The sequence below is a fragment of the Agromyces flavus genome (assembly GCF_900104685.1).
Taxonomy (GTDB): domain Bacteria; phylum Actinomycetota; class Actinomycetes; order Actinomycetales; family Microbacteriaceae; genus Agromyces; species Agromyces flavus.
Genome location: NZ_LT629755.1, coordinates 461188 through 488129, shown reverse-complemented (window position 1 = coordinate 488129; position 26942 = coordinate 461188). Strand labels below are relative to the sequence as shown.

The window sequence follows — 26942 nt, the reverse complement described above, 5'->3', positions numbered from 1 at the left end:
CACAGGGACGGGAGCCCCATGAGAATCCTCCGCTCCGAGCGTCTGGCCGCCGTGCTGCTGCTGATCGCCGCCGTGCTCGGCCTCGTGATCGCGAACCTGCCGTTCGGCGAGTCCGTCATCGGCGTGAAGGATGCGCACCTCGAGATCCCGTGGGCGCGCGTGGACCTGTCGGCCGGGCACTGGATCACCGACGGCCTGCTGGCGATCTTCTTCTTCATCGTGGCGGTCGAGCTCAAGCGCGAACTCGTCATCGGCGAGCTCAACTCCCTGTCGAAGGCGCTGCTCCCGGCGATCGCGGCGGTCGGTGGCGTCGTCGTGCCCGGGGCGATCTACGTGGCCTTCACGGTGGGCGGCGACACGGTCGACGGATGGCCCATCCCGACCGCGACCGACATCGCGTTCGCGCTCGGCGTGCTCGCGGTGTTCGGCCGGTGGATCCCGACCCGCATCCGGGTGTTCCTGCTCGCGCTCGCGGTGCTCGACGACCTCATCGCGATCCTCATCATCGCGTTCTTCTTCACCGACAACGCCGAGCCGTCGTACCTCGGGCTGGCGATCGTGACCATCGCCCTGTTCGGTGCCGTCAGCCGAATCATGAGGCCGCGCTCGGCGTGGATCCTCTCGCGGCGAGCGCAGTGGCCGATCGTCCTCGTGCTGATCGTCCTCGCCGTGCTCGCGTGGTACTTCGTCTACCGCTCGGGCGTGCACGCGACCATCGCGGGGGTGGCGCTCGGCCTGGCCATGTCGCGGCGTCCGGCCGGCCGCGCGGCGCACGCGCTCGAGCCCTGGTCGAACGGCGTCATCCTGCCGCTCTTCGCGTTCTCGGCGGCCATGGTCGTGGTACCCCAGGTGTCGCCGGCCGAGCTGAATGCGGCGTTCTGGGGCATCCTGGTCGGCCTTCCCGTCGGGAAGCTGGTGGGGATCGTCCTCGCCGGACTGCTGGGTGTTTTCGTGACGCGACGCCGGGCGGGAACGCACCTGACCTTCGCCGACCTGGGGGTCGTCGGGGCACTCGGCGGGATCGGCTTCACCGTCTCGCTCCTCATGAACGAGCTCGCCTTCCCCGCCGATCCGGGGGTGCGGGACGAGGGAACCCTCGCGGTCCTGCTGGGGTCAGCCGTCGCCATCCTGCTGTCGGCCGTCGTCGTGACCGCACGGTCGAGGCACTACCGTCGCCTGGGGGAGCACGCCGGGCAGGGCGGACCGTTCTCGCACTGACCTGGGTCGCCGAGGGCGACGAGTCGGACCGTCGCCGCGGCGGCTCATCCCGCGGTGGCCGCCGCGCCCGCTCCCGCTCCGGCGCCTTCGGCGGCCGCCGGCTCGGCCGGGAAGATGACGCCGATCAGGTTCGACACCCATTCGATGAGGTCGGCGTCGCCGGGCGCCTCGCCGCCGGGCGTGGGGAACGGCACGAGGATGACGTCGTTCTGCGGGAACAGCTTTGCGCCCGGATACATGCGCTCGAGCCGCACACGACGGGAGTCGGGCAGCCTGGCGGGGGCGATGCGCAGCTTCGACCCGGTCGCGATGACGTCGGAGAGCCCGGCGAGCTGCGCCCTCCGACGCAGGCGCGAGATCGCGACGAGGTGCTCGACGGCTTCGGGAGGCTCGCCGTAACGGTCGACGAGCTCCTCGACGACGAGGTCGATCTGGCCGTCCTTCGCCGCTGGGCCGCTCGCGGCCGACAGCTTCTGGTACGCCTCGAGCCGGAGGCGCTCGGAGTCGACGTACTCCTCGGGGATGTGCGCGTCGACGGGCAGCTCGAGCCGGAGCTCGGTCTGGCCCTCGGCGACCTCGCCTCGGAACGCGTTGACGGCCTCGCCGATCATCCGCAGGTACAGGTCGAACCCGACGCCGGCGATGTGGCCGGCCTGCTCGGCCCCGAGCAGGTTGCCCGCACCGCGGATCTCGAGGTCCTTGAGGGCGACCTGCATGCCGCTGCCGAGCTCGTTGTTGGCCGCGATCGTCTCGAGCCGGTCGTGCGCCGTCTCGCTGAGCGGCTTGGCGGGGTCGTAGAGGAAGTACGCGTACGCCCGCTCGCGGCCGCGGCCGACGCGGCCGCGCAGCTGGTGCAGCTGCGAGAGGCCGTACTTGTCGGCGCGGTCGATGATGATCGTGTTCGCGTTCGAGATGTCGAGTCCGGTCTCGATGATGGTCGTCGAGACGAGCACGTCGAACTTGCGCTCCCAGAAGTCGACCACGATCTGCTCGAGCACGTGCTCGTTGAGCTGGCCGTGCGCGACCGCGATGCGCGCCTCGGGCACGAGCTCGGCGAGCTGCGCCGCGACCCGGTTGATCGACGAGACGCGGTTGTGCACGAAGAACACCTGGCCCTCGCGGAGCATCTCGCGGCGGATGGCGGCGCCGACCTGCTGCTCGGAGTACGGTCCGACGAACGTGAGGATCGGGTGACGGTCCTCGGGCGGCGTCGCGAGCGTCGACATCTCGCGGATGCCGGTGACGGCCATCTCGAGGGTGCGCGGGATCGGCGTCGCGCTCATCGCGAGGATGTCGACGTTGGTCTTCAGCTTCTTCAGCTGGTCCTTGTGCTCGACGCCGAATCGCTGCTCCTCGTCGACGATGAGGAGCCCGAGGTCTTTGAACGACACCTTCTCGGTGAGGATGCGATGCGTGCCGATGACCATGTCGACCGTGCCGTCGGCCAGGCCTGCCACCGTCTCGCGCACCTCCTTGTCGGTTTGGAACCGGCTGAGCGCGCGCACGTGCACGGGGAATCCGGCGAATCGCTCGGAGAAGGTCTCGAGGTGCTGCTTGACGAGCAGGGTCGTCGGGACGAGCATCGCGACCTGCTTGCCGTCTTGGATGGCCTTGAACGCCGCGCGCACGGCCACCTCGGTCTTGCCGAATCCGACGTCGCCGGCGAGCAGGCGATCCATGGGGATGGGCCGCTGCATGTCGGCCTTGACCTCGTCGATGGTCTGCAGCTGGTCGGGCGTCTCGGCGTAGGGGAACGCCTCCTCGAGCTCGTGCTGCCATGGGGTGTCGGGGCCGAAGGCATGGCCCTTCGCGGCCATGCGCGCCGAGTAGAGCTTGACGAGCTCGACGGCGATGTCGCGCACCGCCTTGCGCGCTCGGCTCTTGGCCTGAGCCCAGTCGCTTCCGCCCATCTTCGACAGGCTCGGCGCCTCGCCGCCGACGTAGCGCGACAGCAGGTCGAGTTGGTCCATCGGCACGTAGAGCCGGTCTCCCGCCTGGCCGCGCTTCGACGGCGCGTACTCGAGCACCACGTACTCGCGGACCGCGGTCGGCGCCTGCTTGATGCCCGCCGTGCGGCTCGGGCCGGTCGGGCGCGTACCGGTCGCCACCTCGCGCTGCACGAGTTCGACGAAGCGGCCGATGCCGTGCGTGGAATGCACGACGTGGTCGCCGGGCTTCAGCTGCAGCGGGTCGACGACGTTCCGCCGCCGGCTCGCGAGCTTCTTCACCTGCCGGGTGTCGTAGCCGGCCGAACGGCCGTAGAACTCGGCCTCGGCGAGCAACCCGAGCTTGGCCTCGGGCACCTCGAAGCCGGCGGCGGCCTGCGCCTGGACGAGGTAGGCGACGCCCGGTTCGAGCTCGGCAGGCACGGCGTCGACGAGGCGGCCCGCGAGCCCGTGCTCGGCGAGCACGTCGCGGGCGCGCTCGACGAGCCCGTGTCCGGCGGCCGCGACCACGAGGCTCCACCCGTCGCGAAGGCGCTCGCCGACGTGCGCGACGGCCCCCTCGACGTTGCCCTGGAAGCTCGGCACGGCCGACGCCGCGATGCGGACGTACGCGCCGTCGGCGTCGCCCGCGGTCTCGCCGATCTCCTCGGCGGCGTCGCCCTGGTCGAAGCTCGAGAAGGTCCACCACGCGCGCTGCGGGTCGGGCTCGCCGGGTGCGGTGAGCAGCGCGGAAGCGCGGAGTTCGCGCAGCGTCAGGAAGTCGCCGGCCTCGAGGTCGATGGGCGCGGCAGCGCCGGCGGTGGCGGCGTTCCACGCCGCGGCGAGGAATTCGCGGTTCGTCTCGGCGAGGTTGACGGCGCGCGACGCGACGCGCTCGGGCGCGACCACGGCGACGGCCGCCCCGGGCGGGAGGTAGGTGGTGACCGGTACGAGCCGCTCGAGCAGGGCCGGGGCGAGCGACTCCATGCCCTCGACCGGGATGCCCTCGGCGATCTTCTCGAGCATGCCCGAGAGGTTGGGGAACTCGTGCACCATCTCGCGCGCTCGCTGCCGCACGGGCTCGGTCAGCAGCAGCTCGCGACTGGGCGCCAGGGCGACGCGCTCGACGCGGTCGGGCAGCGAACGCTGGTCGGCCACCGAGAACGCCCGCACCTCTTCGACCTCGTCTCCGAAGAAGTCGACGCGCACGGGATGGTCGGCGGTCGGCGGGAAGACGTCGAGGATTCCGCCGCGCATCGCGAACTCGCCTCGGCGCGCCACCATGTCGACGCGCGCGTACGCGAGGTCGACGAGGCGCTCGGCGATCTCGGGCAGGTCGTACCCGCGACCGCCCGCGACGAGCTCGATCGGCTCGAGGTCGCCGAGGTTGTCGGCGACGGGCTGCAGGGCCGCCCGCACCGAGGCGACGACGACGAGCGGATGGCGCGCCCCCTCGCCCGCCCACGCCCGCAGGCGCCGCAGGGCGTGCAGGCGTCGGCCCACCGTCTCGGCGCTGGGGCTCAGCCGCTCGTGCGGCAGCGTCTCCCACGCGGGGAACTCGAGGAGCTCGGCGCCGTCGAGGTACGGCTCGAGCGACGCGCGCAGGGCCTCGCCCTCGCGGCTGGTCGCCGTCACGACGAAGAGGGCGGGCGGGTGGCCCGCGGCGGCGCGGCGCTCGAGCAGGGCGGCGATGAGCGGCGCATCGAGCCCCGCGGGGGCCGAGAAGTCGGCGTTGCGCTCGGCCTCGGCGAGGGCTCGGTCGATCGTGGAGGCGCGCGAAAGCGCCGTGTTCAAGCCCTGCAGGATCACCGGAGCAGTCTACGCGCGGCCCCTGACACGCCGCCGAGGAGGGTCGCCGCCGATAGCATGGTCGCCGCCCGCCCCGAACGGAAGGACCCGCATGATCATCGCCGCCGCAGACGGTTCCGCGCTCGGCAATCCTGGGCCCGCCGGCTGGGCCTGGTACGTCGACGACGCCTGCTGGGCTGCGGGCGGCTGGCCGCGCGGCACCAACAACCAGGGCGAGCTCACGGCCGTGCTCGAGCTGTTCCGCGCCACGGCGCACCTCGACGAGGAACTGCTCGTCCAGTGCGACAGCCAGTACGTCATCAACGCCCTCACGAAGTGGATGCCGAACTGGAAGCGCAAGGGCTGGCGCAAGGCCGACGGCTCCCCCGTGCTCAACCTCGAGCTCATGCAGTCGCTCGACGAGGCGCTTCGCGGTCGCCGCTACCGCTTCGAGTGGGTGCGCGGCCATGCGGGGCATCCCATGAACGAGGCGGCCGACGAGCGGGCGCGCGCGGTGGCGACCGCATACCAGCGGGGCGGCGACATCCCGGCCGGGCCCGGGTGGAGCGGCGCGTGCGAGCCCGCGGTCGACGCACTCGTCTCACCGGCGCCGGCCGACGTCGACGCCGAGGTCGACCAGGTCTCCCCTCACGACGCCGACGCGGCCGCTCTCGACCTCGGCGACGCGGCGCTCTTCGACTTCGACGACCCGACGGCCGACTGGACCACGCTCGCCCTCGAACTCACGACCGAGGAGCACACTCGGCTCGTCGAGCGCGCCCGCGCGGCCGGCACCTCGCCCGAGGAGTTCCTCCGCGGCCTGATCTGACCCGCGCTCGGCTCCGTCGTCAGGCCGGCGAGTGGAACCGCTGCTGCGCGGCGACGAGGCCGTCCTCGACGACCGCTTCGACGGCGTCCGCCGCATCCGACAGCAGGTTGGGCAGTGCTGCGCGCTCGGGTCCGGCGAAGTCGCGCAGCACGAAGTCCGCGGCGTCCATGCGGCCGGGTGGCCGGCCGATGCCGACCCGCACGCGAGTGAAGTCGGGCGATGCCGTCGCCTTCTGGATGTCGCGCAGGCCGTTGTGCCCGCCGTGTCCGCCGCCGCGCTTGAGCCGCACGGTGTCGAAGGGGATGTCGAGCTCGTCGTGCACGACGATGAGCCGGTCGACGCTCAGGGAGTAGAACTTGAGCAGCGCCGAGACGGGGCCGCCGGAGGTGTTCATGTACCCGTTCGGCTTCGCGATCACGAGCTTGGGCCGACCCGGGCCGAGGAACCCCTCGGCGACGCGCGAGGGCGTCTTGTGGCTCTTGAAGGCCGCGCCGATGCGCGCGGCGAGCTCGTCGGCGACCATCTGGCCGACGTTGTGCCGGTTGCCGGCGTACTGGGCGCCGGGGTTGCCGAGGCCGACCACGAGCCAGGTGTTGTCGGACACGACCTCGTCCTTCCGGCGGTGCAGGAGGCGGTCGAGCAGGTTCACGATGCCTCCGGGCTGGTGGGTGGGAACGGCGAAGGGCCCGCGGCCCCGCGATCCGAGCGTACCCGGATGCGGCGCCGCGAGCCCTCGCGACGGTGGCGACGGAGCGCGGTCGGCTACTCGGCCGACTCCTCCGAAGCGGCCTCCTCGGCCTCCTCGGCGCCCTCGGCGGCCTCTTCGCCCTCGGCGGCCTCGGCCTCCTCGCCCAGGTCGACCTTCTGCGGCACGTGCACGTTGATGACGAGCGTCTCGGGGTCGCTGAGCAGCGTGGCGCCCTTGGGCAGCTCGACGTCGCTCGCGAAGAGCTTGGTGCCGTCCTCGAGGCCCTCGACGCTGACGACGACGTTCTCGGGGATGTGGGTCGCCTCGACCTCGAGCGACAGGGTGGTCGCGTCGAGGTCGGCGATGGTGCCGGACTCGGGCTCGCCCTCGACGTGCACCGGGACCTCGACCTGGACCTTCTCGCCGCGCTTGACGACGATGAGGTCGAGGTGCTCGATGATCTGGTGCACCGGGTCCTTCTGGACGTCCTTCACCAGCGCGAGCTCGGTCTTGCTGCCGATCTGGAGCTCGAGCACGGCGTTGGCCTTGCGGACCAGCAGCAGGATCTGGTGACCCGGCAGCGTGAGGTGGCGGGGGTCGGTGCCGTGGCCGTACAGCACGGCGGGGATCTTGCCGGCGGCACGGATCTTGCGCGCCGCGCCCTTGCCGAACGTCTCGCGCGCTTCGGCGACGACCTTGTTGTCTTCGTCCATGATGATTGCTCCTTGCGGGCTCTCGGGCCCAGAGTGGGTGTCTGTCTTCAACTCGAACGCATGCGCGTGAGGAACAGCCGTCAAGCTCGCTTCCACCGCGTCGATCACGGATGCCGCGACCGGGCTGACCCGGCCTTCGGCGGCATCCCTCGCCGAAGTTCAATCGCCCAGTCTACCGGATGCCGCGGCCGGCCGCCTCGCCGCGGAGACGCCGCCGATATCCTCGACGCATGAGCTCCCGTCTGCACGACCTGGCCGTCGAGCACCTGGGCACGCGCATCGTGTCGGGCGAGCTCGCGCCGGGCGCGGTGCTCAGGACCGACGCGCTCGAGGACGACCTGCGCGTCTCGCGGTCGGTCGTCCGCGAGGCCGTGCGCGTCGCCCAGTCGCTCGGCCTCGTCGAGACCGTGAAGCGGGTCGGCATCCGCGTGCTGCCGATGCGCTCGTGGAACCTGTTCGACCCGTCGGTCATCCGGTGGCGACTCGAGTCGGCGCAGAACGGCGCGCAGCTCCGTTCGCTCACCGAGCTGCGGACGGCGATCGAGCCGGTGGCGGCCGAGCTCGCGGCACGGTTCGCCCCGCCTGCCCTCGCCGGCGAGCTCATGGGCATCGCCGCATCCATGCGCACGGCGGGGCGCGCGGGCGACGCCGACGCATTCCTCGAGCTCGACGTCGACTTCCACCGGATGGTGCTGCGTGCGTCGGGCAACGAGATGTTCGCGGCGCTCGGCGATGCGGTCGGCGAGGTGCTGCGCGGGCGCACGTCGAGCGGGCTCATGCCGACCCATCCGAACGAGGATGCGATGCAGTGGCACGTCGACGTGGCCGACGCGATCCTCGCGGGTCGTCCCGACGCCGCCCGCGAGGCGATGCAGCGCGTGCTCGGGCGCACCGCCGACGACGTCGAGCGCACGTGGCGCGACGTGCCGCGCGCGGACGCGGCCACGGCATGAGGGCGGTCGCGCCATCCGATTTCAAATCATATTTAATCGATGTCATACTGATTGACGTCTGATTCTCCAGTGGCACCCGACTGCTAGCGTGGTGCCGGAAACCGCACCGACGCAGGAGCACGAGCATGCCCGAGAGCACCACACCCGCCAGCGCCAACATCGGAGTCGTCGGACTCGCCGTGATGGGCTCGAACCTGGCCCGCAACCTCGCCAGCCGCGAGGGCAACACCGTCGCCGTGTTCAACCGCTCGCCCGAGCGCACGCGCACGCTCACCACCGAGCACCCCGAGGCCGGCTTCGTCGCGTCCGAGGGCTACGACGAGTTCGTCGCCACGCTCGCCAAGCCCCGCACGGCGATCATCATGGTGCAGGCCGGCAAGGGCACCGACGCGGTCATCTCCGAGCTCGTCAAGCGCTTCGAGCCGGGCGACATCATCGTCGACGGCGGCAACGCGAACTTCCACGACACCATCCGCCGCGAGGCCGAGATCGCACCGACCGGCATCCACTTCGTGGGCGCGGGCATCTCGGGCGGCGAGGAGGGCGCGCTGCACGGCCCGTCGATCATGCCCGGCGGCTCGGCGGAGTCGTACGAGACGCTCGGCCCGATCCTGGCGTCGATCGCCGCGGTGGCCGAGGGCGAGCCGTGCGTGACGCACGTCGGCACCGACGGCGCCGGCCACTTCGTCAAGATGGTGCACAACGGCATCGAGTACGCCGACATGCAGCTCATCGCGGAGGCCTACGACCTCATCCGCCAGGGCACCGGCAAGTCGCCCGCCGAGATCGCCGACGTCTTCGCCGAGTGGAACACCGGCGAACTCGAGAGCTACCTCATCGAGATCACGGCCGAGGTGCTGCGCCAGGTGGATGCCGCGACCGGGCAGCCGCTCGTCGACGTCATCCTCGACGAGGCCGGCGCCAAGGGCACCGGCGCGTGGACCGTGCAGAACGCGCTCGAGCTCGGCGTGCCCGAGTCCGGCATCGCCGAGGCCGTGTTCGCCCGCAGCCTGTCGTCGAAGCGCGCCCAGCGCGACGCCGCCGCTGACCTGCCCGGCCCCTCGTCGAAGTGGACCGTCGCCCCTGATGACTCCGACGCGTTCGTCGAGGACGTCCGCCGCGCGCTGTACGCGTCGAAGATCATCGCCTACTCGCAGGGCTTCGACGAGATCGTCGCGGGCGCCGAGCAGTTCGGCTGGGACATCAAGAAGGGCGACATCGCCAAGATCTGGCGGGCGGGCTGCATCATCCGTGCCCGGTTCCTCAACCGCATCGCCGAGGCCTACGACGCCGACCCGGGACTGGTCGCCCTCGTGACCGCCCCGTACTTCCGCGACGCGGTCGCGGGCGCGCAGGACAGCTGGCGGCGCGTCGTGCAGGTCGCGGCGGGCGCCGGCATCCCGACCCCGGCGTTCTCGTCTTCGCTCGCGTACTACGACGGCCTGCGGGCCGATCGCCTGCCCGCGGCGCTCGTGCAGGGCCAGCGCGACTTCTTCGGCGCGCACACCTACAAGCGGGTCGACAAGCCGGGCGTGTTCCACACGCTCTGGTCGGGCGACCGCTCGGAGATCGAGACGACGCCCTCCTCGCACTGAGGTCGTGGCGGCGGCGGTTCCGGCGACCGGGGTTATCCTGACCATCACGTCACCGCGCCGGCCACTGCCGTCGGCCGCTGCGGCCGCCGCGGTCGCGCGAGCCGACGGGGAACGTCCCGGTGCTCGTCGAGTCGTCGGGAAGGAGAGCGGATGAGCGATTGGCATCCCGAATTCGACGACGACGACCGGCCGGTACGCACCGACCGACGTCGCCGCGTACTGCGGGTCGTCGTGCTGGTCGCGCTCGCCGGAATGCTGCTCCCGCTCGTGCTCTCGGCGTATGGCGTGGCGCGCTCGGCGGCCGAGCGCGCGTGCGCGGTCTACGCGACCGCCTACCACTCGACCGCATCGTCGCGGGTCGTCCTCGATCTCCTCGCCGAGGGCGGGCCGGGCTGGCTCTGCTACGCCGAGGTGGGCGCCGGCGACCGGGGCATGCTGCTCGGAAACCTCGGGCTCATGCCCGGTGCGCCGCGGCTCGTCGAGCCGGGCCGCGAGACCTAGGACGAGGTCGAGCCGGCGTCCGCTCCCGCCTCGCCGGAGAGCAGCTGCTCCTTGACCTGACGGCGGATGACCTTGCCGATGAGCGAGCGCGGCAGGTCGTCGACCTGGACCACGCGCCGCGGCACCTTGTACGGCGTCAGGCGCTCGCGAGCCAGCGATCGGATCGACTCGGCGTCGAGCGAGGCGCCCGCGCGCAGGACCACCGCGACGACGACCTGCTCGCCGGAGCGGTCGTCGGGGAGCCCGACCACGGCGCAGTCCTCGACGTCGGGGTGGTGCCGGATCGCATCCTCGACCTCGCTCGGCGCGACGTTGAAGCCGCCCGTGATGATCAGCTCCTTGATGCGGTCGACGATGCGGACGAACCCGCCGTCGTCGATCGTGACGATGTCGCCCGTGCGGAACCACGGCGCACCGCCCGCGGGGTCCTCGACGAACACCGCGGCGGTCTCCTCGGGCTTGTGCCAGTACCCCTGGAACACCTGCGGACCGCGAACGACGAGCTCGCCGCGTTCGCCGGCCGGCACGTCGCGCGTGGGCTGGTCGGGATCGACCACGCGAACCTCGGTGCCGGGCAGCGGCAGGCCGACCGTGCCGGCCTTGCGGGTGGGCGCCACCGGGTTGGCCATGAGCACCGGCGAGCACTCCGACAGGCCGTAGCCTTCGACGAGGTAGCCGCCGGTCAGCGCCTCCCACGGCTCGACGACGTCGGCCGACAGCGGCATCGCCCCCGAGATCGCGATCGGGATGCCGCGGAGCGAGACGCCCTCGTCGACGGCCGCCTTCGCCAGGCGCTCGTAGATGGGCGGCACCGCCGGCAGGAACGTCGGCGGCCGCTTGCGCGCGACCTTCAGCACCATCTCGGGGTCGAAGCGCGGGAACAGCACGAGCCGCGCCCCCATGCTCATCGCGAACGTGAGGCACAGCGTCAGGCCGTACGCGTGGAACATCGGCAGCACGGCGTAGACCACCGACGTGCCGCGCTCGATGTCGGGCACCCAGGCGCGCGCCTGTGCGGCGTTCGCGAGCAGGTTCGCGTGCGTGAGGGTCGCGCCCTTCGGGCTGCCGGTCGTGCCGCTCGTGTACTGGATGAGCGCCACGTCGCCGACGTCGGGGCCGTGGATGTGCCGGGCGATGCGGTCGGAGGCGACGAGTTCGTGCCACGGCACGGCGCCATCGACGCGAGTGGTGAGCGCGGCGCGGGCCTCGCGCGCCTTCGCGATCGGCAGGCGGAGGGCGGCGCGGGTCGTGAACGGCATGGCGCGCGTCAGGTCGACCGAGATGACGTGGCGCATCGCGAGGTCGTCGGGGAAGTCCTGGATGGACGCCACGACCTTGTCCCACGCGATGACCACCCGGGCGCCGTGGTCCTCGAACTGGTGCCGCAGCTCGCGCGGCGTGTAGAGCGGATTGTGCTCGACGACGATCGCGCCGAGTCGGAGCACCGCGTAGAACGCGACCACGTGCTGCGGGCAGTTCGGCAGCACGATGCCCACCGGGTCGCCCTGCTGCACTCCCATGAGGCGCAGGCCCTCGGCCGCGCGCTCGACCTGCTCGAGCAGTTCGGCGTAGGTCGTGACGCGCCCGAAGAACTCCAGCGCGGGCCGGTCGGGGTAGGCCTCGGCGGACGCCTCGATCAGGTCGACGAGCGAGCCGCTCGGCGCGGGGAGCTCGTGCGGTACGCCGGGAGCGTAGCTGGCGAGCCAGGGTCGCGCCGCGGCATCCGACATGCTCAGGCCGCCCCGTCGAACATGCTCGTCACCGAGCCGTCGTCGAAGACCTCGTGGATGGCGCGCGCGAGCAGCGGGGCGATGGGCAGCACGGTCAGGCGGTCCCAGCGCTTCTCGGCAGGGATCGGGAGCGTGTCGGTCACGACGACGCGGTCGATCGCGTCGGACTGCAGGATCTCGACCGCCGGATTGGAGAACACCGCGTGGGTCGCGGCGACGACGACGCCGATCGCGCCGTTCTTCTTCAGCGCCTCGGCCGCCTTGGCGATCGTGCGGCCCGTGTCGATGAGGTCGTCGACGAGCAGGCAGACGCGGCCCTCGACGTCGCCGACGATCTCGTGCACCGAGACCTGGTTGGGCACGAGCGGGTCGCGGCGCTTGTGGATGATGGCGAGCGGCGCGCCGAGCTTGTCGGACCAGATGTCGGCGACGCGCACGCGGCCCATGTCGGGCGAGACGACGGTGAGGGTCTGCGGGTCGAGCAGTGCGCGGAAGTGCTCGAGCAGCACCGGCATCGCGAAGAGGTGGTCGACCGGGCCGTCGAAGAAGCCCTGGATCTGCGCCGCATGGAGGTCGACCGACATGATGCGGTCGGCGCCGGCGGCCTTGTAGAGATCGGCGACCAGGCGGGCGGAGATCGGCTCGCGGCCACGACCCTTCTTGTCCTGGCGCGCGTAGGGGTAGAACGGCGAGACGACGGTGATGCGCTTGGCCGAGGCGCGCTTGAGGGCGTCGACCATGATCAGCTGCTCCATGAGCCATTCGTTGATCGGCGCCGCGTGCGACTGGATCACGAACGCGTCGGTGCCGCGAACGCTCTCGTCGTAGCGCGCGTACAGCTCGCCGTTCGCGAAGGTGCGCGCGTCGGTGGGCATGAGCTCGGTGCCGAGCTCGACTGCGATCTGCTCGGCGAGCTCCGGATGCGCGCGCCCGGAGACGAGCACGAGGCGCTTCGATCCGGTGGTCTCGATTCCCGACATGTGTGCTGTCCTTCCCACCGGAGTCGCCCTAGTCCTGGCCCTGCTCGTCGCCCTGCCGGTCGCCCTCCGCCTCGGCGGATGTCTCGGCCGTCTTCGCCGCCTCGGCCGCCTCGGCCGCCTTCGTGCCTTCGCGATGCGTGAGCACCCAGCCGTCGAGGTTGCGCTGCGGCGCGACGTTCACGGCCAGCGCACCGGCCGGGACGTCCTTGCGGACGACCGTGCCGGCCCCCGTGTAGGCGCCGTCCCCAATCGTAACGGGCGCGACGAACACGCCGTGCGAGCCCGTGCGCACGTGCGAGCCGATCGTCGTGCGGTGCTTGTTCACGCCGTCGTAGTTCGCGGTGATCGATCCCGCGCCGATGTTCGAGCCGACGCCGATCTCGGTGTCTCCGACGTACGAGAGGTGCGGCACCTTGCTGCCCTCGCCGATGTGCGCGTTCTTGGTCTCGACGAACGTGCCGATCTTGCCCGCGGCGTCGAGCACCGTGCCGGGCCGGAGGTAGGCGAACGGGCCGACCGACGCGCCAGGACCGATCACGGCGAGCGTGCCGTCGGTGCGCTTGACCTCGGCGTTCGCGCCGATCTCGCAGTCGACGAGCGTCGTGTCGGGGCCGACGACCGCCCCGGTCGCGATCGCCGTCGCGCCCTTCAGCTGCGTGCCGGGCCGGATGGTGACATCGGGCTCGATTCGGACGGCGAGGTCGATCCAGGTCGTCGCGGGGTCCTCGATCGTGACGCCGTTGAGCTGCCAGCCGCGCACGATGAGCGCGTTCAGCCGCGCGGCGGTCTCCGAGAGCTGTGCACGGTCGTTGATCCCCGCCACGAGCCACGACTTCGACACCGGACGGGCCTTCACCTCGGACCCGGCGGCGCGGAGGTGCTCGATGACGTCGGTCAGGTACTTCTCGCCCTGGGCATTCTCGGTCGTGAGGTTGGCGAGCTGGTCGCGCAGCGCGTTCGCGCCGAAGGCGTACACGCCCGCGTTGACCTCGTCGATCGCGAGCTCGTCCTCGGTGGCGTCCTTCTGCTCGACGATGCGGTCGAACGCGCCGTCGGCGGCACGGACGATGCGGCCGTACCCGCTGGGGTCGTCGTAGCGCGCCGAGAGCACGGATGCCGCGAGCCCGTCGGCGCGGTGGCGCTCGAGCAGCTCGCTGAGCGTCGAGGCGTTCAGCAGCGGCACGTCGCCGTTCAGCACGAGCACGTCGCCCGCGAAGTCGGCCGGCAGCGCGTCGACGGCCTGCTCGACGGCACGGCCCGTGCCGGGGATCTCGTCCTGGTCGACGATGACCGTGCCGGGCAGCTCGCTCTCGATCGCCTGCGCGACGAGGTCGCGCTCGTGACGCACGACGGCGACGACGTGCGCCGCGTCGAGCGCACGCGCCGTGGCGAGCACGTGCGCGATGATGGGCGCGCCGGCGAGCGGGTGCAGGATCTTGGGCGTGGCCGACTTCATGCGCGTGCCCTGGCCCGCGGCGAGCACGATGATCGCGAGGTTGTTGTCCATGCTCCGCCACCAGGATTCGAACCTGGTCCTCACAGCTCCAAAGGCTGTCGTGCTGCCGTTACACCATGGCGGACCGCGCGCTGGCGCAGGCGACGGGGCCTGCAGGCGCCGCCGTCAAGTCTGCCATGGCCGCCCGGGCGTGCACGGACGGCGGAGGTCCGGGACGCCCGATGCAGGGTCGCCCCGTGTCGCTCACCCGGTGAGCTCGTCGGCGATCCGGTCGGCCCAGGCGCGGATCTCGTCCCAGTCGCGACGGTCGCGGAACTCCTCGGGCGTGCCGCTGACCATGCCCTTCTCGATGTAGCCGCTGGGTTCCTCCGGCAGCCGGCCGCCGAACACCACGTGCTCGCGCACTCCGGCGTCCTCGGCCTGGGCGATGACCTTGCGCGGCTCCAGCCACTTGTCGTCCTCGGGCGATGCGTCGTCCTTCGGCTCGCCGACCGGTCCCGAGCTGAACACCCAGAACGGAATGCGGGCCAGCCGGTCGCGTTCGTGCGACAGGAAGTGGCGCGCCTCGCGACGCCACCGGCCCATGTAGGTCGCGCTGCCGAGCACGACCGCGTCGTACCCCTCGGCGGTGGCGGAGCCCGCCTCGACGGCCTCGGCGTCGTGCCCCCGCGCACGCAGTTCCTCGGCCACCGCCTGGGCGATCTCGGCGGTGGAATGGTGCTTGGTCGCGTATGCGACGAGGACCTTGGCCATGCGGCCCACGGTCGCACCGGGCGCCGGGCGCGGCGAGGACCTTCGTCCCTCCGGGCCCCTGGCGGCCCTCCTGCCACAATGGGCGGGTGACCGACAGCGACGAAGTGGACCGGATCGTCGACGACTGGGAGCGCGAGCGACCAGACCTCGACTTCGCGCCGCTGCAGGTGTTCTCACGCGTCGGGCGGCTCGCCAAGCTGCTCGATCGCGCGCGCAAGCAGGCGTTCGAGCGGTCCGAGCTGGAGTCGTGGGAGTTCGACGTGCTCTCGGCGCTGCGCCGCGCGGGCGCTCCCTACCGCCTCCCGCCGAAGGCGCTGCTCGCGCAGACGCTCGTCTCGAGCGGCACCATGACCAACCGGATCGATCGGCTCGTCTCCCGCGGGCTCGTGACGCGCCAGACCGACCCGCACGACGGCCGCGGCATCCTCGTCGAGATGACGCCGGGCGGCCTGACGCGCGTCGACGCGGCGATCACGCGGCTCGTCGACGCCGAGGCCGAGCTGCTCGCGGGCCTGCCGGCGGCGGAGCAGCGCCGCCTGGCCGCGCTGCTGCGCAAGCTGTCGCTCGGATTCGCCTGACGCGGAGCCCGTCCGCTACCGGCGCAGCACCCGTCGCGCCAGCCAGTTGCCCAGGTATTGCACGACCTGCACGAACACCACGATGAGCAGCACCGCGGCCCACGTGACGACCGGCTCGAATTGCCGGTAGCCGTACAGCTGCGCGAAGTAGCCGAGGCCGCCGCCGCCGATCAGGCCCGCCATGGCCGACATGTCGATCACCGCGATGACGATGAACGTGTAGCCGAGGATCAGCGGGCCGAGCGCTTCGGGCACGACGACGGTGCCGAGGATGCGCCACGGCCCCGCGCCCATCGAGCGCGCCGCCTCGATCACGCCCGGACGCACGGTGATGAGGTTCTGCTCGACGATGCGGCCGATGGCGAACGACGCGGCGAGCGAGAGGGCGAAGATCGCGGCATCCGTGCCGATGCCCGTGCCGATGACGGCTCGCGTGACCGGCTGCACCGCGGCGATGAAGATGATGAACGGGATGGGCCGGAAGAAGTTGATGACGACGTTGAGCACGTTGTTCACTGCCGCGTTCGGCAGCAGCCCGCCCCGACGCGTGACGTAGAGCCCGACACCCAGCAGGAATCCGCCCGCGCCGCCGAACAGCATGGTGAGCGCCACCATGTAGAAGGTCTCGGCCGCCGCGGTCCAGAACTCGGGGGCCAGTTCGATGAGCTTCTCCATCAGGGCGCCTCCGTCACGTCGGCGTGCCGCGAGATCGCGGCGATGGCCCGGTCGATCGCGGCATCCGCGCCCCGGATCGCCAGGGTGAGGTGGCCGAACGCGCGGCCGCGGATGTCGTTGATGCCGCCGTAGACCAGCTCGAACTCGAGCCCGGCCGCGGCCAGGTCGAGGAAGACCTGTGCCTGCGACGCATCGCCGTCGCGGAACGAGCACGTGACGATGCGTCCCTCGTGGCGCTCGCGCAGCACGGCGAGCTCGGCCGGCGAGGGCACGCCCTTGATGACCGTGCCGACGAACTTCTGCGACGACGGATGGCTCGGGCTCGAGAAGACGTCGAACACGTCGCCGTGCTCGATCACCCGGCCGCCGTCCATGACCGCAACCTTGGTCGCGATCGATTGGATCACGTCCATCTCGTGCGTGATGACGATGATCGTGACGCCCTGCTCCTCGTTGACGCGCTTGAGGAGCGCGAGCACCTCGTGCGTCGTCTCGGGGTCGAGCGCGCTCGTGGCCTCGTCGGCGAGGAGGATGCGCGGGCGCGTCGCGAGCGCCCGCGCGATGCCCACGCGCTGCTTCTGGCCGCCCGAGAGCTGGTCGGGGTGGGCGCCGGCCTTGTCGGTCAGGCCGACGAACTCGAGCAGTTCGTCGACGCGCGCCCGGATGTCGGCCGACTTCCAGCCCGCGACCTTGAGGGGGTACGCGACGTTGGCGCGAACGGTCTTCGCGTCGAACAGGTTGAATTGCTGGAAGATCATCCCGATGCCGAGGCGGATGCCGCGCAACTCCCGCTCGCGCAGGCCGGTGATCTCGCGGCCGTCGATGCGGATCGACCCGCTCGTCGCAGGCTCGAGCGCGTTGACGAGCCGCACGAGCGTGGACTTCCCGGCACCGGAGTACCCGATGATGCCGTACACGTCGCCGGCTTCGATCTCGAGCGACACGTCGTCGACGGCGGTCACGACGTCGGCGCGCCGGTCGGCGGCCGGGTAGGACTTGGAGACGTGCTCGAGGGTCACGAGCGCCATGGGATTCCTCCTCCGCGCACGCCCGAGCGGGCGGGGCCGTTCGTGGCGCCCCCGCCCGCTCGCGTGCGGTCGATTCGTGGGTCGGGTCCGGGCCGGGTGGTTCAGCCCTGGGCCCGCGTGTCGTCCTCGACGTCGGCGAGCGACGCCTCGAGGTCGGCGACGGGGATCTCGACCGAGACGCCCGTGCCCGCCGACGCCTCGTCGAGGCCGGCCTGCACCTCGGGGTCGGTCTGGAAGATCTCGACCAGCTTCAGGTAGGTCTCGTCGTCGGCGTCGTCGGCGCGCGCGGCGAAGATGTTCACGTACGGCAGCGCGTTCGGGTCGGTCGGGTCGTCCTTCGCGATCGCGTCCTCGAAGGAGAGGCCGGCGTCCTCGACGAAGTCGTTGTTGATGACGGCGGCCGCGACATCCGGCAGGCTCGTCGCGGTCAGCGACGCCTCGAGCGGCGTCACCTTCACCTTGGACTTCGCCTCGTCGATGTCGGCGACGGTCGAGAAGATCGAGCCGCCGTCCTCGAGCTCGATCAGGCCGGCCGACTGCAGCACGAGCAGCGCGCGCGCGAGGTTCGAGGGGTCGTCGGGGATCGCGACGGTCTCGCCCTCCTCGATGTCATCGACCGACTCGTACTTCGTGGAGTACAGGCCCAGCGGGTAGATCTGCGTCGAGCCGATCGGCGTGAGGTCCTCGTCGGCCGAGACGTTGTAGTCGGCCAGGTAGACGATGTGCTGGAACTGGTTGAGGTCGAGCTCGCCCTCGGTGAGCGCAGGGTTCGGCTGCGCGTAGTCGGCGAAGTCGACGAGCTCGATCTCGATGCCGGCCTCGGCGGCGGCCTCCTCGAAGGCGGGCCACTGCGGGTCGGACTTGCCGACGACGCCGATGCGGACGACGTCGTCGCCGCCGTCGGCGCCGGCGCCCGAGGCGCAGGCCGAGAGGCCGATGACGAGCGGGGCGGCGGCGAGCGCGGCGAGGATCTTGGTGCGGGTGCTGGGCATGGCGGTGCGGTTCCTTTCACGTGGGCGCGCGCGATCGGCTGCCCTGGTGTGGGCATGGTGGAGACGGCATGGCTCCGCCATCCGAGGATGCGGTGGGGGCGTCGATGCCGCGATCGCGGGCGCACTTCCACGCTAGGTGAAGTTCCTGCGCCCTATTGACCACATGGTCATCGGGCGTCACAGATCCTTCGGCGTCACCCTTCCAACTGCTCGGAAACTTCGAGCCAGCGCGTCTCGAGGTCGGCCACCGCACCCTCGAGCTCCGCCAGTTCGTCGCCGAGCACGCCGAGTCCGACGTAGTCGGACTGGTCGTGCCGCGCGAGCCGCTCGTGCTGCGCGGCGATCTGCGCCTGCAGCTTCTCGAGGCGCCGGTCGATCGAGGCGATCTCCTTCTCGGCGGCGCGCCGGTCGGCGCCCGCGAGCTGTGCGGGAGCCGCCGGGCCAGGCGATCGGGTCGCCGTCGGCGGGGCTGGGCGCGCTTCGACATCCGCGGCCTGCTGCCGGCGCAGCTCGAGATACTGGTCGACGCCGCGCGGGAGGTCGCGCAGGTGTCCGTCGAGGATTGCGACCTGGCGGTCGGTGACGCGTTCGACGAGGTACCGGTCGTGGCTCACCACGAGCAGCGTGCCCGGCCACGCGTCGAGGAGGTCCTCGATGGCGGCCAGCATGTCGGTGTCGAGGTCGTTCGTGGGCTCGTCGAGGATCAGCACGTTCGGCTCCTGCAACAGGATCAGCAGGAGTTGCAGCCGGCGCTTCTGCCCGCCGGAGAGGTCGCGCACGGGCGTCGCGAGCTGCTGGTTCGTGAACCCGAGCCGCTCGAGCAGCTGCCCGGGCGTGAGCTCGACCGCCTTCGAGCCCGAGCCGATCGTGTAACTCGTGCGCTGCGCCGCGACCACCGCGCTCACGCGTTCGTCCGTCCATTCCGCGAGCTCGGCGAGCTCTTGGCTGAGCACCGCGATCTTGACGGTCTTGCCGCGCTTGACGCGCCCGGTCGTGGGCTGCACCTCGCCCGTCACGAGCTTGAGCAGCGTCGACTTGCCCGCGCCGTTGACGCCGAGGATGCCCGTGCGCTCCCCCGGCGCGATGCGCCACTCGAGTTCGTGCAGCACGGTGCGCATCGCCGGTCCGCCGGGCGCGACATCCGGCATGGGGTACTCGACCGAGACGTCGAGCAGGTCGACCACGTCCTTCCCGAGCCGCGACACCGCGAGGCGGTTCAGCTCGACCGGATTGCGCACGGGGGGCTCGTTCTCGATGAGCTGGTTGGCCGCCTCGATGCGGAACTTCGGCTTGCTCGTGCGCGCCGGTGCGCCGCGGCGGAGCCACGCGAGCTCCTTGCGCATGAGGTTCTGGCGCTTGGCCTCGGATGCCGCGGCCATCCGGTCGCGCTCGACGCGCTGCAGCACGTAAGCGGCGTATCCGCCCTCGAAGGGCTCGACCACACGGTCGTGCACCTCCCAGGTGGCCGTGCACACCTCGTCGAGGAACCAGCGGTCGTGCGTGACGACGACGAGCGCGCCGTCGCTCGCCGCCCAGCGGCCCTTCACGTGCCGTGCGAGCCACGCGATGCCCTCGACGTCGAGGTGGTTCGTCGGCTCGTCGAGGAACAGCACGTCCCAGTCGCCCACCAGCAGCGCCGCGAGCCCCACGCGCCGTCGCTGCCCACCCGAGAGGTCGCCCACGCGCCCCTGCCACGGCACATCCGCCAGCAGGCCCGCGATCACGTCGCGCACCTTGGCGTCGCCCGCCCACACGTGCTCCTCGATGCCGCCGACCACGGCGTCGGCGACGGTCGTCGCCGGGTCGAGCGCGTCGGCCTGGTCGAGCATGCCGATCCGGATGCCGCGGCGCACCGTGACCCGCCCGCCATCGGGTTCGAGCCGGCCCGCCAGCAGCTTCATGAGCGTCGACTTGCCGTCGCCGTTGCGGCCCACGATGCCGATGCGGTCGCCCTCGTCGATGCCGAGCGTGACCTCGTCGAAGACGACGCGCGTGGGGAACTCGAGGTGCAGGCGCTCGGCGCCCAGGAGGTGTGCCATGTCCTGCCCACCCTACTTCCCCGCCGCCGGCGGCTCCCCCACCGGCCCGCACCTCCGTCTACCGTCGAGAGTATGCCGATCGTCGCGAATGGCGACCGTTCAACGTGGTTCGGCATACTCTCGACGCTCCCTGAGGATGGCACGGTGTCACGGCAGTGCGATCGGGTGCCAGCCGCGGCTCTCCAGGCGGCGCGCGACGCGCGCTGCGAAGGCGGCGGAGTCGCGGAGCCGTCCGTCTGCACTGACGTCCTCCGACGTCGCCTGCACGATGAGCCACCCCTCGTCCAGGAGTCGTTCGAGTCGCCGCACGTCCGCTTTGAAGCGCTCGGGACCGCGGTGGAGATCGCTCTGGTATTCGATGCCCACGCGGTACTCCGGAAATGCGAGGTCGATCATGGCGACGAACGCGCCCAGTGCGTCCGCGACCGAGTGGTTCGGTGACGGCTCGGGCAATCCCGCGCGCCCCAGATCCAAGCGCATGAGCGTCTCGCGGCGCGACAGCGAGCCGTACCTGACGAGCTCGAGTGCGCCGCGGAGCCGCGTCGCACCGCGACATCCTTTGTGCCGCTTCAGCGCGGCCTCCAATTCCGTCCGACTGCACAGCGCCGGATGTCGGCCGCTCGGCTCGCCGCCCGTGATCAGGAAGTCGGCGACGGCCACGAGATCGTCCTCTCCGAGAAGAGATCCGAGCTGGCACCATGTATCAGCCGGTGAACTCACCCGTACGCCTGCGAGCGAGGTCACCCCGAGCCGCTCGGGCTGGATCACGTGGCCGACCACTCCTGCGGCGAGCGATCGCGTCGACCCGCTCGGCACTCCGACGTGGATCCGCTGGTCCCGCTCGAGGTGATGTGGAAGCGGCATTCCCCAGAGCAGTGCGGCCGTGACATGCGAGAAGACCTGTCGGGCGGGCATCCCGACCGCATACGCCATCGCCCGCGAGCGCGCGTCTTCCGCGATGCTCGCGTGCTGTCGAATGCCGTGGAACGGGCGCCTCAAGTCGGGCGCGGAGAGGCGGCTGGGGTGGACGCCGACGAGTCCGGCGCGCTGCACGGTGAATGCCGGCCGCGAAAGGAGGTCGGGCGGCAGTGCTCGAGGATGTCGCACGCCCCCACCCTGCCGCCAGAGCCGTTTCGCAGCCCGCAGTTCTCCACATCCACGCCTCAGCCCCGGCCGAGAGTATGCCGAACGTCGGGATCGGAACGGTTTCGGCGACGTTCGGCATACTCTCGCCGCCTGGTGCGTCATGCACTCGCGGCGCGGGTGGTGGAGGGAGGGAGAGGGGAGAGCGAAGAGAGATTCAGTGGGTGAGGACGCGCGCGCCGTGGACGGGGCCGTGCACGCGCACCGCGGTGAGGCGCGCCGCCGAGAGGGCGACCTGCAGCTCGATGGCCGAGTCGGCGTCGTCGACGAGGAACGCGACCGTCGGGCCCGATCCGGAGACCAGCCCGGCGAGCGCGCCGTTCTCGGTGCCGAGCTCGAGGATCCCGCCGAGGCCGGGCGCGAGCGCCAGCGCGGCGGACTGCAGGTCGTTGTGCAGCGCGGGGGCCAGGCGGCGGGCGTCGCCCGCGCGCAGCGCCTGGAGCACCGCCGCGTCGACCGTGGGCGAGTCGAGCCCGACGGCCGCGCCGTGCGCGTGGTCGCGCCATGACGGCTCGAGTCCCGCGTCGCGCCGGCGGTCGAGTTCGCGGTACACGGCGGGCGTGGAGAGCCCGAACTCGGCGACGGCGAGCACCCAGTGGAACGACCCGGTGGCGAGCGCGGGGCTCAGCCGGTCGCCGCGGCCGGTGCCGATCGCCGTGCCGCCCGAGAGCGAGAACGGCACGTCGGCCCCGAGAGACGCGGCGAGCGCGTGCAGCTCCTCCTTGGGGAGGGCGGTCCCCCAGAGGGCGTCGCACGCGACGAGGGTGCCCGCGGCATCCGCCGACCCGCCCCCCATGCCGCCCGCGATCGGCACGTGCTTCTCGATCTCGAGCCGGACGCCGCCGGGGACCCCCGCGTGCCGGGCGAGCAGCTTCGCCGCGCGGATCGCGAGGTTCGAGGCATCCGTCGGCAGCAGGGCCGTGTCGATGGTGCCCGCGAACGAGACCGAGAACTGGTCGTCGGGCCACGCGCGCACGTCCTCGTAGAGCGACACCGCCTGGTAGGCGGTGGCGACATCGTGGTACCCGTCGGCGTCGAGCGCGCCGACGCGCATGAAGACGTTGATCTTGCCCGGCGCCCGGACGTGCACCGCCTCGTCGGTCGCCGGCATCGTCATGCGGTCCACGCTAGGCCATGGCCGAGGGGCGACGCGTCAGCCGACGCGCGCGAGCCACTCGCGCAACGTGGCCTTGATCTCGGCGACGCGCGAACCGTCGGGCATCCGGCCCCAGGTGAGCGAGATCGAGGAACGCCCCTCGCCACGCGGGCTCGAACCGGCGAGCACGAACTCACCGCCGTCGAGGTGGAAGCGGGCGGTGGGATGGCGCGCGCCGGTGTTGCGCGAGAGCGCCTCGACCCCGGTCCCGGCGGTCACGACGTCGGCCAGCGCCTCGAGCGCGGCGACGGGTTCGAGCGACACCGTGCGCGACACGCTCGCCTCGAACCGGCCGTCCTCGCGCTGCCCGGGATCGCGGAGGCCGCGCGCCTGCTCGTACGCGACCGTCACGTGCTGCGACCACCAGGCGTCCACGCCCTGGTCGCCGGCGAGCCACGCGGCGATCTCGGCGTGCCGCCACTCCGCCGCTCCCGCGTCGTCAAGCATCGCGAACCACTCGTCGTGCGTGCGCCCCGTGGCTTCGCGCACCGACTGGTCGCCGACGCCGTCGCGGGAGGATCCGATGCTGCCCTCGCTCATGCCGCCACGGTACTCCCGCACCGGGGCGCGGTCGCAAGGGGTCGCCACGCGACCGCGGGCGACGGTATGCGCCCGGGCGGCCGGCCGGCGCGCACGGGTCGGCGCGCGCGGGCCGGGGCGTCGCGCGACGCCGGCACGGCGCGGCCCGACGCGCCTACGCGGTCGACCCTGCCGACTCGTCGGCGCCGGATGCCGCGGAGCGCGCGATCCGCAGGAAGTCGTCGACGGAGAGCTGCTCGCCGCGCGCCTGCGGGTCGACACCCGCGCGCTGCAGCACGTCGCTCGCCGCGGCGGCGGAACCGCCGAGGCGCCCCGAGAGGGACTGGCGCAGCATCTTGCGCCGCTGCTGGAACGCGGCGTCCACGAGCTCGAACACCGCCACTCGCTCGTCCTCGGTGCCGGACGGGTCGCCCGGCGCCTCGCCGCGCTCGAATCCGACGAGGACCGAGTCGACGTTCGGCACGGGCCAGAACACCATGCGCGAGACCTGGCCCGCGAGGCGCCATCGGCCGTACCAGGCCGCCTTCGCGCTCGGCGCGCCGTACACCTTGGACCCGGGCTCGGCCGCGAGCCGGTGGCCGACCTCGGCCTGCACCATGACGATGCCCGAGCGCAGCGACGGGAACCGCTCGAGCAGGTGCAGGAGCACCGGGACCGAGACGTTGTACGGCAGGTTCGCGACGAGCCGCACGGGTTCGCCCGGCAGTTCGGTGACGCGCAGCGCGTCGTCGTGCACGACCGTGAGCCTGGTGCCGGGTTGCATGACCGAAACGGTGTGGGGCAGCTGCTCGGCGAGCCGGCGGTCGATCTCGACCGCGATCACGTCGGCGCCCGCTTCGAGCAGGCCGAGCGTGAGCGAGCCGAGCCCGGGCCCGATCTCGAGCACGGTCTCGCCGCGCTCGACGCCCGCGGCCTGGACGATGCGCCGCACGGTGTTGCCGTCGTGCACGAAGTTCTGGCCGAGCTTCTTGGTCGGCGAGACGCCGAGCACGTCGGCCAGGTCGCGGATCTCGGCGGGTCCGAGCAGGCGCGGCGTGCGGTCGGCGCCGTCGGCCTCGTGCCGATGCGCGTTCACGTCCGCTTCCCCCGCACGGTCTCGATCGTCCGGCAGGTCGGGACCGCCGTCGTCGCGGCGCGCCGATTCACGCCGATCCCGTGCCCGACGGCGCCGCGTCTTCCGCGCCGGTATCGGATGGCCCGAGCCCATCGCTCCACGACCCGTACGCGCGCACGGTGTTGCCGGCCACCTGCGCGCAGAACTCGTCGAGGTCGGCGTCGAGCACCTCGGCCATGAACCGCATGGTGTGCGGCACGAGGTAGGGCGCGTTGGGGCGACCGCGCAGCGGGACGGGCGTCAGGTACGGGGCATCCGTCTCGACCAGGATGAGCTCGCGCGGCACCGCCTTGAGCGCCTCGCGCAGGTTCTCGGCGTTCTTGAACGTCACGTTGCCGGCGAACGAGCAGTACCAGCCGGCGTCGCCGGCGAGGCGCGCGAGCTCCTCGCCGCCCGAGAAGCAGTGGAAGATCGTGGTCTCGGGCGCGCCGACGCGTCGCAGCGTCGCGACGACCTCGTCGTGCGCGTCGCGGTCGTGGATCTGCAGCGCGACGCCGTGCCGCTTGGCGATCTCGATGTGCGCCTCGAACGAGCGGTACTGCGCGTCGCGGCCGTCGTCGCCGGTGCGGTAGAAGTCGAGGCCGGTCTCGCCGACGGCGCGCACGCGCGGCTGCGCGGCCAGCTCGTCGATCACGGCGAGCGCCGCGTCGAGCTCGCCGCGCGCGTCGAGCTCGGGCGCTTCGTTGGGGTGCAGCGCCACGGCGGCCAGCAGGCGCGGTTCACGTGCGGCGAGTTCGGCCGACCAGCGGCTCGTCGCGACATCCGTGCCGACCTGCACGGCGCCGGCGACACCGACGGATGCCGCGCGCTCGAGGTGCTCGTGCGCCGTCAGCGGCAGCGCCCCATCGGCGATCTCGAGGTGCGTGTGGTTGTCGTACACGGCGACGGCCAGGGGCTCGGGCGCCGGCGGGTACTCGGCCGCGCGTCCGCCGTCGGAGCGCGTTCGGAGGTGGGCCGCGCCATCCGCGCCAGACGTCACTCGGCGACCTCGACGCGCGGGAACAGCGGCTCGAGCGCCGACACGCGCGACCCGATTCCCCACTCGTGCGCCCGGTCGATGCGCTGGGCGTCGACGGCGCCGTCGGCGCCGAGCGCAGACCACAGCTTCGCGGTCGCCTTCGGCAGCACCGGCGAGAGCAGCACGGCGAGCGTGCCGAGCCCGTGGTACGCCGTCGCGAGCACCGTCTCGAGCCGCTCGCGCTGGTGCGGGTCCTTCGCGAGGGCCCACGGCTCCTCGGCGGTCAGGTACCCGTTGAGCGCGTCGACGAGCGTCCACACCGACGCGATGGCGTCGTGGATCTGCAGGCGCTCGATCGCGGCCCACGCGGCATCCGTCGCCTCGCGCTCGATGCTCACGATCTCGAGGTCGGCCGCACTCTGCTCACCGCCGGTCGGCACCTCGCCGTCGCAGTACCGGCCGATCATCGCGATCACGCGCGAGGCCAGGTTGCCGAAGCCGTTGGCGAGCTCGGCCTGGTAGCGCGCCGCGAGGTCCTCCCACGAGAACGAGCCGTCCTGGCCGAAGTGGATCGCCGAGAGGAAGTAGTAGCGGAACGCGTCGGAGCCGAACGTGTCGGTGATCTGCTCGGGCGCGATGCCGGTGAGCTTCGACTTCGACATCTTCTCGCCGCCGACGAGCAGCCAGCCGTGGCCGAAGACGCCCCGAGGCACGTCGAGGCCGGCCGCCATGAGCATGGCCGGCCAGATGACGGCGTGGAACCGCAGGATGTCCTTGCCCACGATGTGCTGCGCGGGCCAGCGGCGGGCGAACTCGGCCTCATCCTGCCCGTAGCCGGTCGCGGTCACGTAGTTCAGCAGGGCGTCGAACCACACGTACACGACGTGCGTCTCGTCCCACGGCACCTTCACGCCCCAGTCGAACGTCGAACGCGAGATCGAGAGGTCTTCGAGGCCGCGACGCACGAAGCTCACCACCTCGTTGCGCGCCGACTCGGGCTGCACGAAGTCGGGGCGCGACTCGTAGAGCTCGAGCAGCTTGTCCTGGAAGGCCGACATCCGGAAGAAGTAGTTCTTCTCGTGCAGCAGTTCGACCGGCTTCGAATGGATGGCGCAGACGAGCTGCCCCTCGTACTCCCCCGTGCCGTCGACGAGCTCGGACGGCTGCTTGTACTCCTCGCAGCCGACGCAGTAGTAGCCCTCGTACTCGCCCGTGTAGATGTGGCCGTCGTCGTGGAGCTTCTGCAGGAACTTCTGGACGTTGGCCTCGTGCCGCTCGTCGGTGGTGCGGATGAAGTCGTCGTTGGCGACGTCGATCGTGTCGAGCAGCGGCTTCCACGCCTCGGCGACGAGCTTGTCGGCCCACTCCTTCGGGCTCACGCCGTTGGCGGTCGCGGTGCGGAGGATCTTCTGGCCGTGCTCGTCGGTGCCCGTCAGCATCCACGTGTCGCGCCCCGCCTGCCGGTTCCACCGCGCGAGCACGTCGGTCGCGACCTCGGTGTAGGCGTGCCCGATGTGGGGCACGTCGTTCACGTAGAAGATGGGCGTGGTGATGTAGAACGAGGAGGCGTCGGCCATGCGGACAATCCTA

At 71.7% G+C, this 26942-nt stretch carries 23 protein-coding genes and 1 tRNA gene; 6 read left to right on the top strand and 18 right to left on the bottom strand.

What is annotated here, in order from left to right; genetic code table 11:
* The first annotated feature begins 18 nt into the window (after positions 1-18).
* Positions 19-1218, top strand: coding sequence for a Na+/H+ antiporter NhaA (gene nhaA, locus BLT99_RS02425; protein ID WP_092668986.1), 1200 nt, complete (start codon positions 19-21; stop codon positions 1216-1218).
* A gap of 44 nt (positions 1219-1262) precedes the next feature.
* Here nhaA and mfd read toward each other — a convergent pair whose 3' ends face one another.
* Entirely contained in the window at positions 1263-4952 is a 3690-nt protein-coding gene (gene mfd / locus BLT99_RS02420; protein ID WP_092668984.1) for a transcription-repair coupling factor, read from the bottom strand.
* Positions 4953-5043: 91 nt separating this feature from the next.
* On the opposite strand from mfd, the gene BLT99_RS18295 reads away from it, so the two are divergent.
* Positions 5044-5760, top strand: coding sequence for an RNase H family protein (locus BLT99_RS18295; protein ID WP_092668982.1), 717 nt, complete (start codon positions 5044-5046; stop codon positions 5758-5760).
* Positions 5761-5779: 19 nt separating this feature from the next.
* Here BLT99_RS18295 and pth read toward each other — a convergent pair whose 3' ends face one another.
* Together pth and BLT99_RS02405 are read right to left on the bottom strand one after the other, a co-directional pair.
* Positions 5780-6409, bottom strand: coding sequence for an aminoacyl-tRNA hydrolase (pth, locus tag BLT99_RS02410; protein ID WP_229724865.1), 630 nt, complete (start codon positions 6407-6409; stop codon positions 5780-5782).
* A gap of 113 nt (positions 6410-6522) precedes the next feature.
* On the bottom strand, positions 6523-7161 hold the full coding sequence (locus BLT99_RS02405; protein ID WP_172802952.1) for a 50S ribosomal protein L25/general stress protein Ctc: 639 nt from the start codon (positions 7159-7161) through the stop codon (positions 6523-6525).
* 230 nt (positions 7162-7391) lie between these two features.
* Between BLT99_RS02405 and BLT99_RS02400 the strand changes: the two genes are divergently transcribed.
* From BLT99_RS02400 to BLT99_RS02390, 3 genes are all read left to right on the top strand, one after another.
* Complete coding sequence (locus tag BLT99_RS02400) at positions 7392-8114, top strand: FadR/GntR family transcriptional regulator (RefSeq protein ID WP_092668980.1); 723 nt, start codon at positions 7392-7394, stop codon at positions 8112-8114.
* Positions 8115-8239: 125 nt separating this feature from the next.
* Positions 8240-9709, top strand: a complete 1470-nt coding sequence (gene gndA, locus BLT99_RS02395) for an NADP-dependent phosphogluconate dehydrogenase (RefSeq protein ID WP_092668978.1) — start codon at positions 8240-8242, stop codon at positions 9707-9709.
* 150 nt (positions 9710-9859) lie between these two features.
* Positions 9860-10210: a hypothetical protein gene (locus BLT99_RS02390; protein WP_092668976.1), complete on the top strand. Its 351-nt coding sequence runs from the start codon at positions 9860-9862 to the stop codon at positions 10208-10210.
* On the opposite strand, the gene BLT99_RS02385 is transcribed toward BLT99_RS02390, so the two are convergent.
* The 5 genes from BLT99_RS02385 to BLT99_RS02365 all read right to left on the bottom strand — a co-directional run bounded on the left by BLT99_RS02385 (position 10207) and on the right by BLT99_RS02365 (position 15129).
* Entirely contained in the window at positions 10207-11940 is a 1734-nt protein-coding gene (locus BLT99_RS02385; protein WP_092668974.1) for a long-chain-fatty-acid--CoA ligase, read from the bottom strand. The genes BLT99_RS02390 and BLT99_RS02385 overlap by 4 nt on opposite strands.
* A gap of 2 nt (positions 11941-11942) precedes the next feature.
* Positions 11943-12920, bottom strand: coding sequence for a ribose-phosphate diphosphokinase (locus tag BLT99_RS02380; protein WP_092668972.1), 978 nt, complete (start codon positions 12918-12920; stop codon positions 11943-11945).
* Positions 12921-12948: 28 nt separating this feature from the next.
* Positions 12949-14427, bottom strand: coding sequence for a bifunctional UDP-N-acetylglucosamine diphosphorylase/glucosamine-1-phosphate N-acetyltransferase GlmU (gene glmU / locus BLT99_RS02375; protein WP_092668970.1), 1479 nt, complete (start codon positions 14425-14427; stop codon positions 12949-12951).
* A gap of 1 nt (position 14428) precedes the next feature.
* Positions 14429-14500 (bottom strand) — tRNA-Gln (locus BLT99_RS02370).
* A gap of 119 nt (positions 14501-14619) precedes the next feature.
* On the bottom strand, positions 14620-15129 hold the full coding sequence (locus BLT99_RS02365; RefSeq protein WP_157674911.1) for a flavodoxin domain-containing protein: 510 nt from the start codon (positions 15127-15129) through the stop codon (positions 14620-14622).
* Between the two features lie 86 nt (positions 15130-15215).
* On the opposite strand from BLT99_RS02365, the gene BLT99_RS02360 reads away from it, so the two are divergent.
* Positions 15216-15707, top strand: a complete 492-nt coding sequence (locus BLT99_RS02360) for a MarR family winged helix-turn-helix transcriptional regulator (protein ID WP_092668966.1) — start codon at positions 15216-15218, stop codon at positions 15705-15707.
* 15 nt (positions 15708-15722) lie between these two features.
* Here the strand turns inward: BLT99_RS02360 and BLT99_RS02355 are convergent, their stop codons facing one another.
* From BLT99_RS02355 to metG, 10 genes are all read right to left on the bottom strand, one after another.
* The gene (locus tag BLT99_RS02355; RefSeq protein WP_092668964.1) at positions 15723-16382 is read right to left on the bottom strand and encodes a methionine ABC transporter permease; all 660 of its coding nucleotides are present in this window, start codon (positions 16380-16382) and stop codon (positions 15723-15725) included.
* Positions 16382-17410: a methionine ABC transporter ATP-binding protein gene (locus BLT99_RS02350; protein WP_092668962.1), complete on the bottom strand. Its 1029-nt coding sequence runs from the start codon at positions 17408-17410 to the stop codon at positions 16382-16384. Before BLT99_RS02350 ends, BLT99_RS02355 begins: the two co-directional genes overlap by 1 nt.
* Positions 17411-17511: 101 nt before the next feature.
* Positions 17512-18402, bottom strand: a complete 891-nt coding sequence (locus BLT99_RS02345) for a MetQ/NlpA family ABC transporter substrate-binding protein (protein WP_092668960.1) — start codon at positions 18400-18402, stop codon at positions 17512-17514.
* Positions 18403-18596: 194 nt separating this feature from the next.
* Positions 18597-20441, bottom strand: a complete 1845-nt coding sequence (locus BLT99_RS02340) for an ABC-F family ATP-binding cassette domain-containing protein (protein WP_092668958.1) — start codon at positions 20439-20441, stop codon at positions 18597-18599.
* 147 nt (positions 20442-20588) lie between these two features.
* A complete protein-coding gene (locus BLT99_RS02335; RefSeq protein WP_157674910.1) occupies positions 20589-21356 on the bottom strand; it encodes a hypothetical protein in 768 nt (255 codons plus the stop codon).
* Between the two features lie 385 nt (positions 21357-21741).
* Positions 21742-22701, bottom strand: coding sequence for a 4-(cytidine 5'-diphospho)-2-C-methyl-D-erythritol kinase (locus tag BLT99_RS02330; RefSeq protein ID WP_092675466.1), 960 nt, complete (start codon positions 22699-22701; stop codon positions 21742-21744).
* 36 nt (positions 22702-22737) lie between these two features.
* A complete protein-coding gene (locus BLT99_RS02325) occupies positions 22738-23280 on the bottom strand; it encodes a DUF4287 domain-containing protein (protein ID WP_092668954.1) in 543 nt (180 codons plus the stop codon).
* 154 nt (positions 23281-23434) lie between these two features.
* Complete coding sequence (gene rsmA, locus BLT99_RS02320) at positions 23435-24355, bottom strand: 16S rRNA (adenine(1518)-N(6)/adenine(1519)-N(6))-dimethyltransferase RsmA (protein WP_229724867.1); 921 nt, start codon at positions 24353-24355, stop codon at positions 23435-23437.
* Positions 24356-24422: 67 nt separating this feature from the next.
* Positions 24423-25373: a TatD family hydrolase gene (locus BLT99_RS02315; RefSeq protein WP_092668950.1), complete on the bottom strand. Its 951-nt coding sequence runs from the start codon at positions 25371-25373 to the stop codon at positions 24423-24425.
* Positions 25370-26929: a methionine--tRNA ligase gene (metG, locus tag BLT99_RS02310; RefSeq protein ID WP_092668948.1), complete on the bottom strand. Its 1560-nt coding sequence runs from the start codon at positions 26927-26929 to the stop codon at positions 25370-25372. The genes BLT99_RS02315 and metG overlap by 4 nt, the downstream gene beginning before the upstream one ends.
* Between the last annotated feature and the right edge of the window lie 13 nt (positions 26930-26942).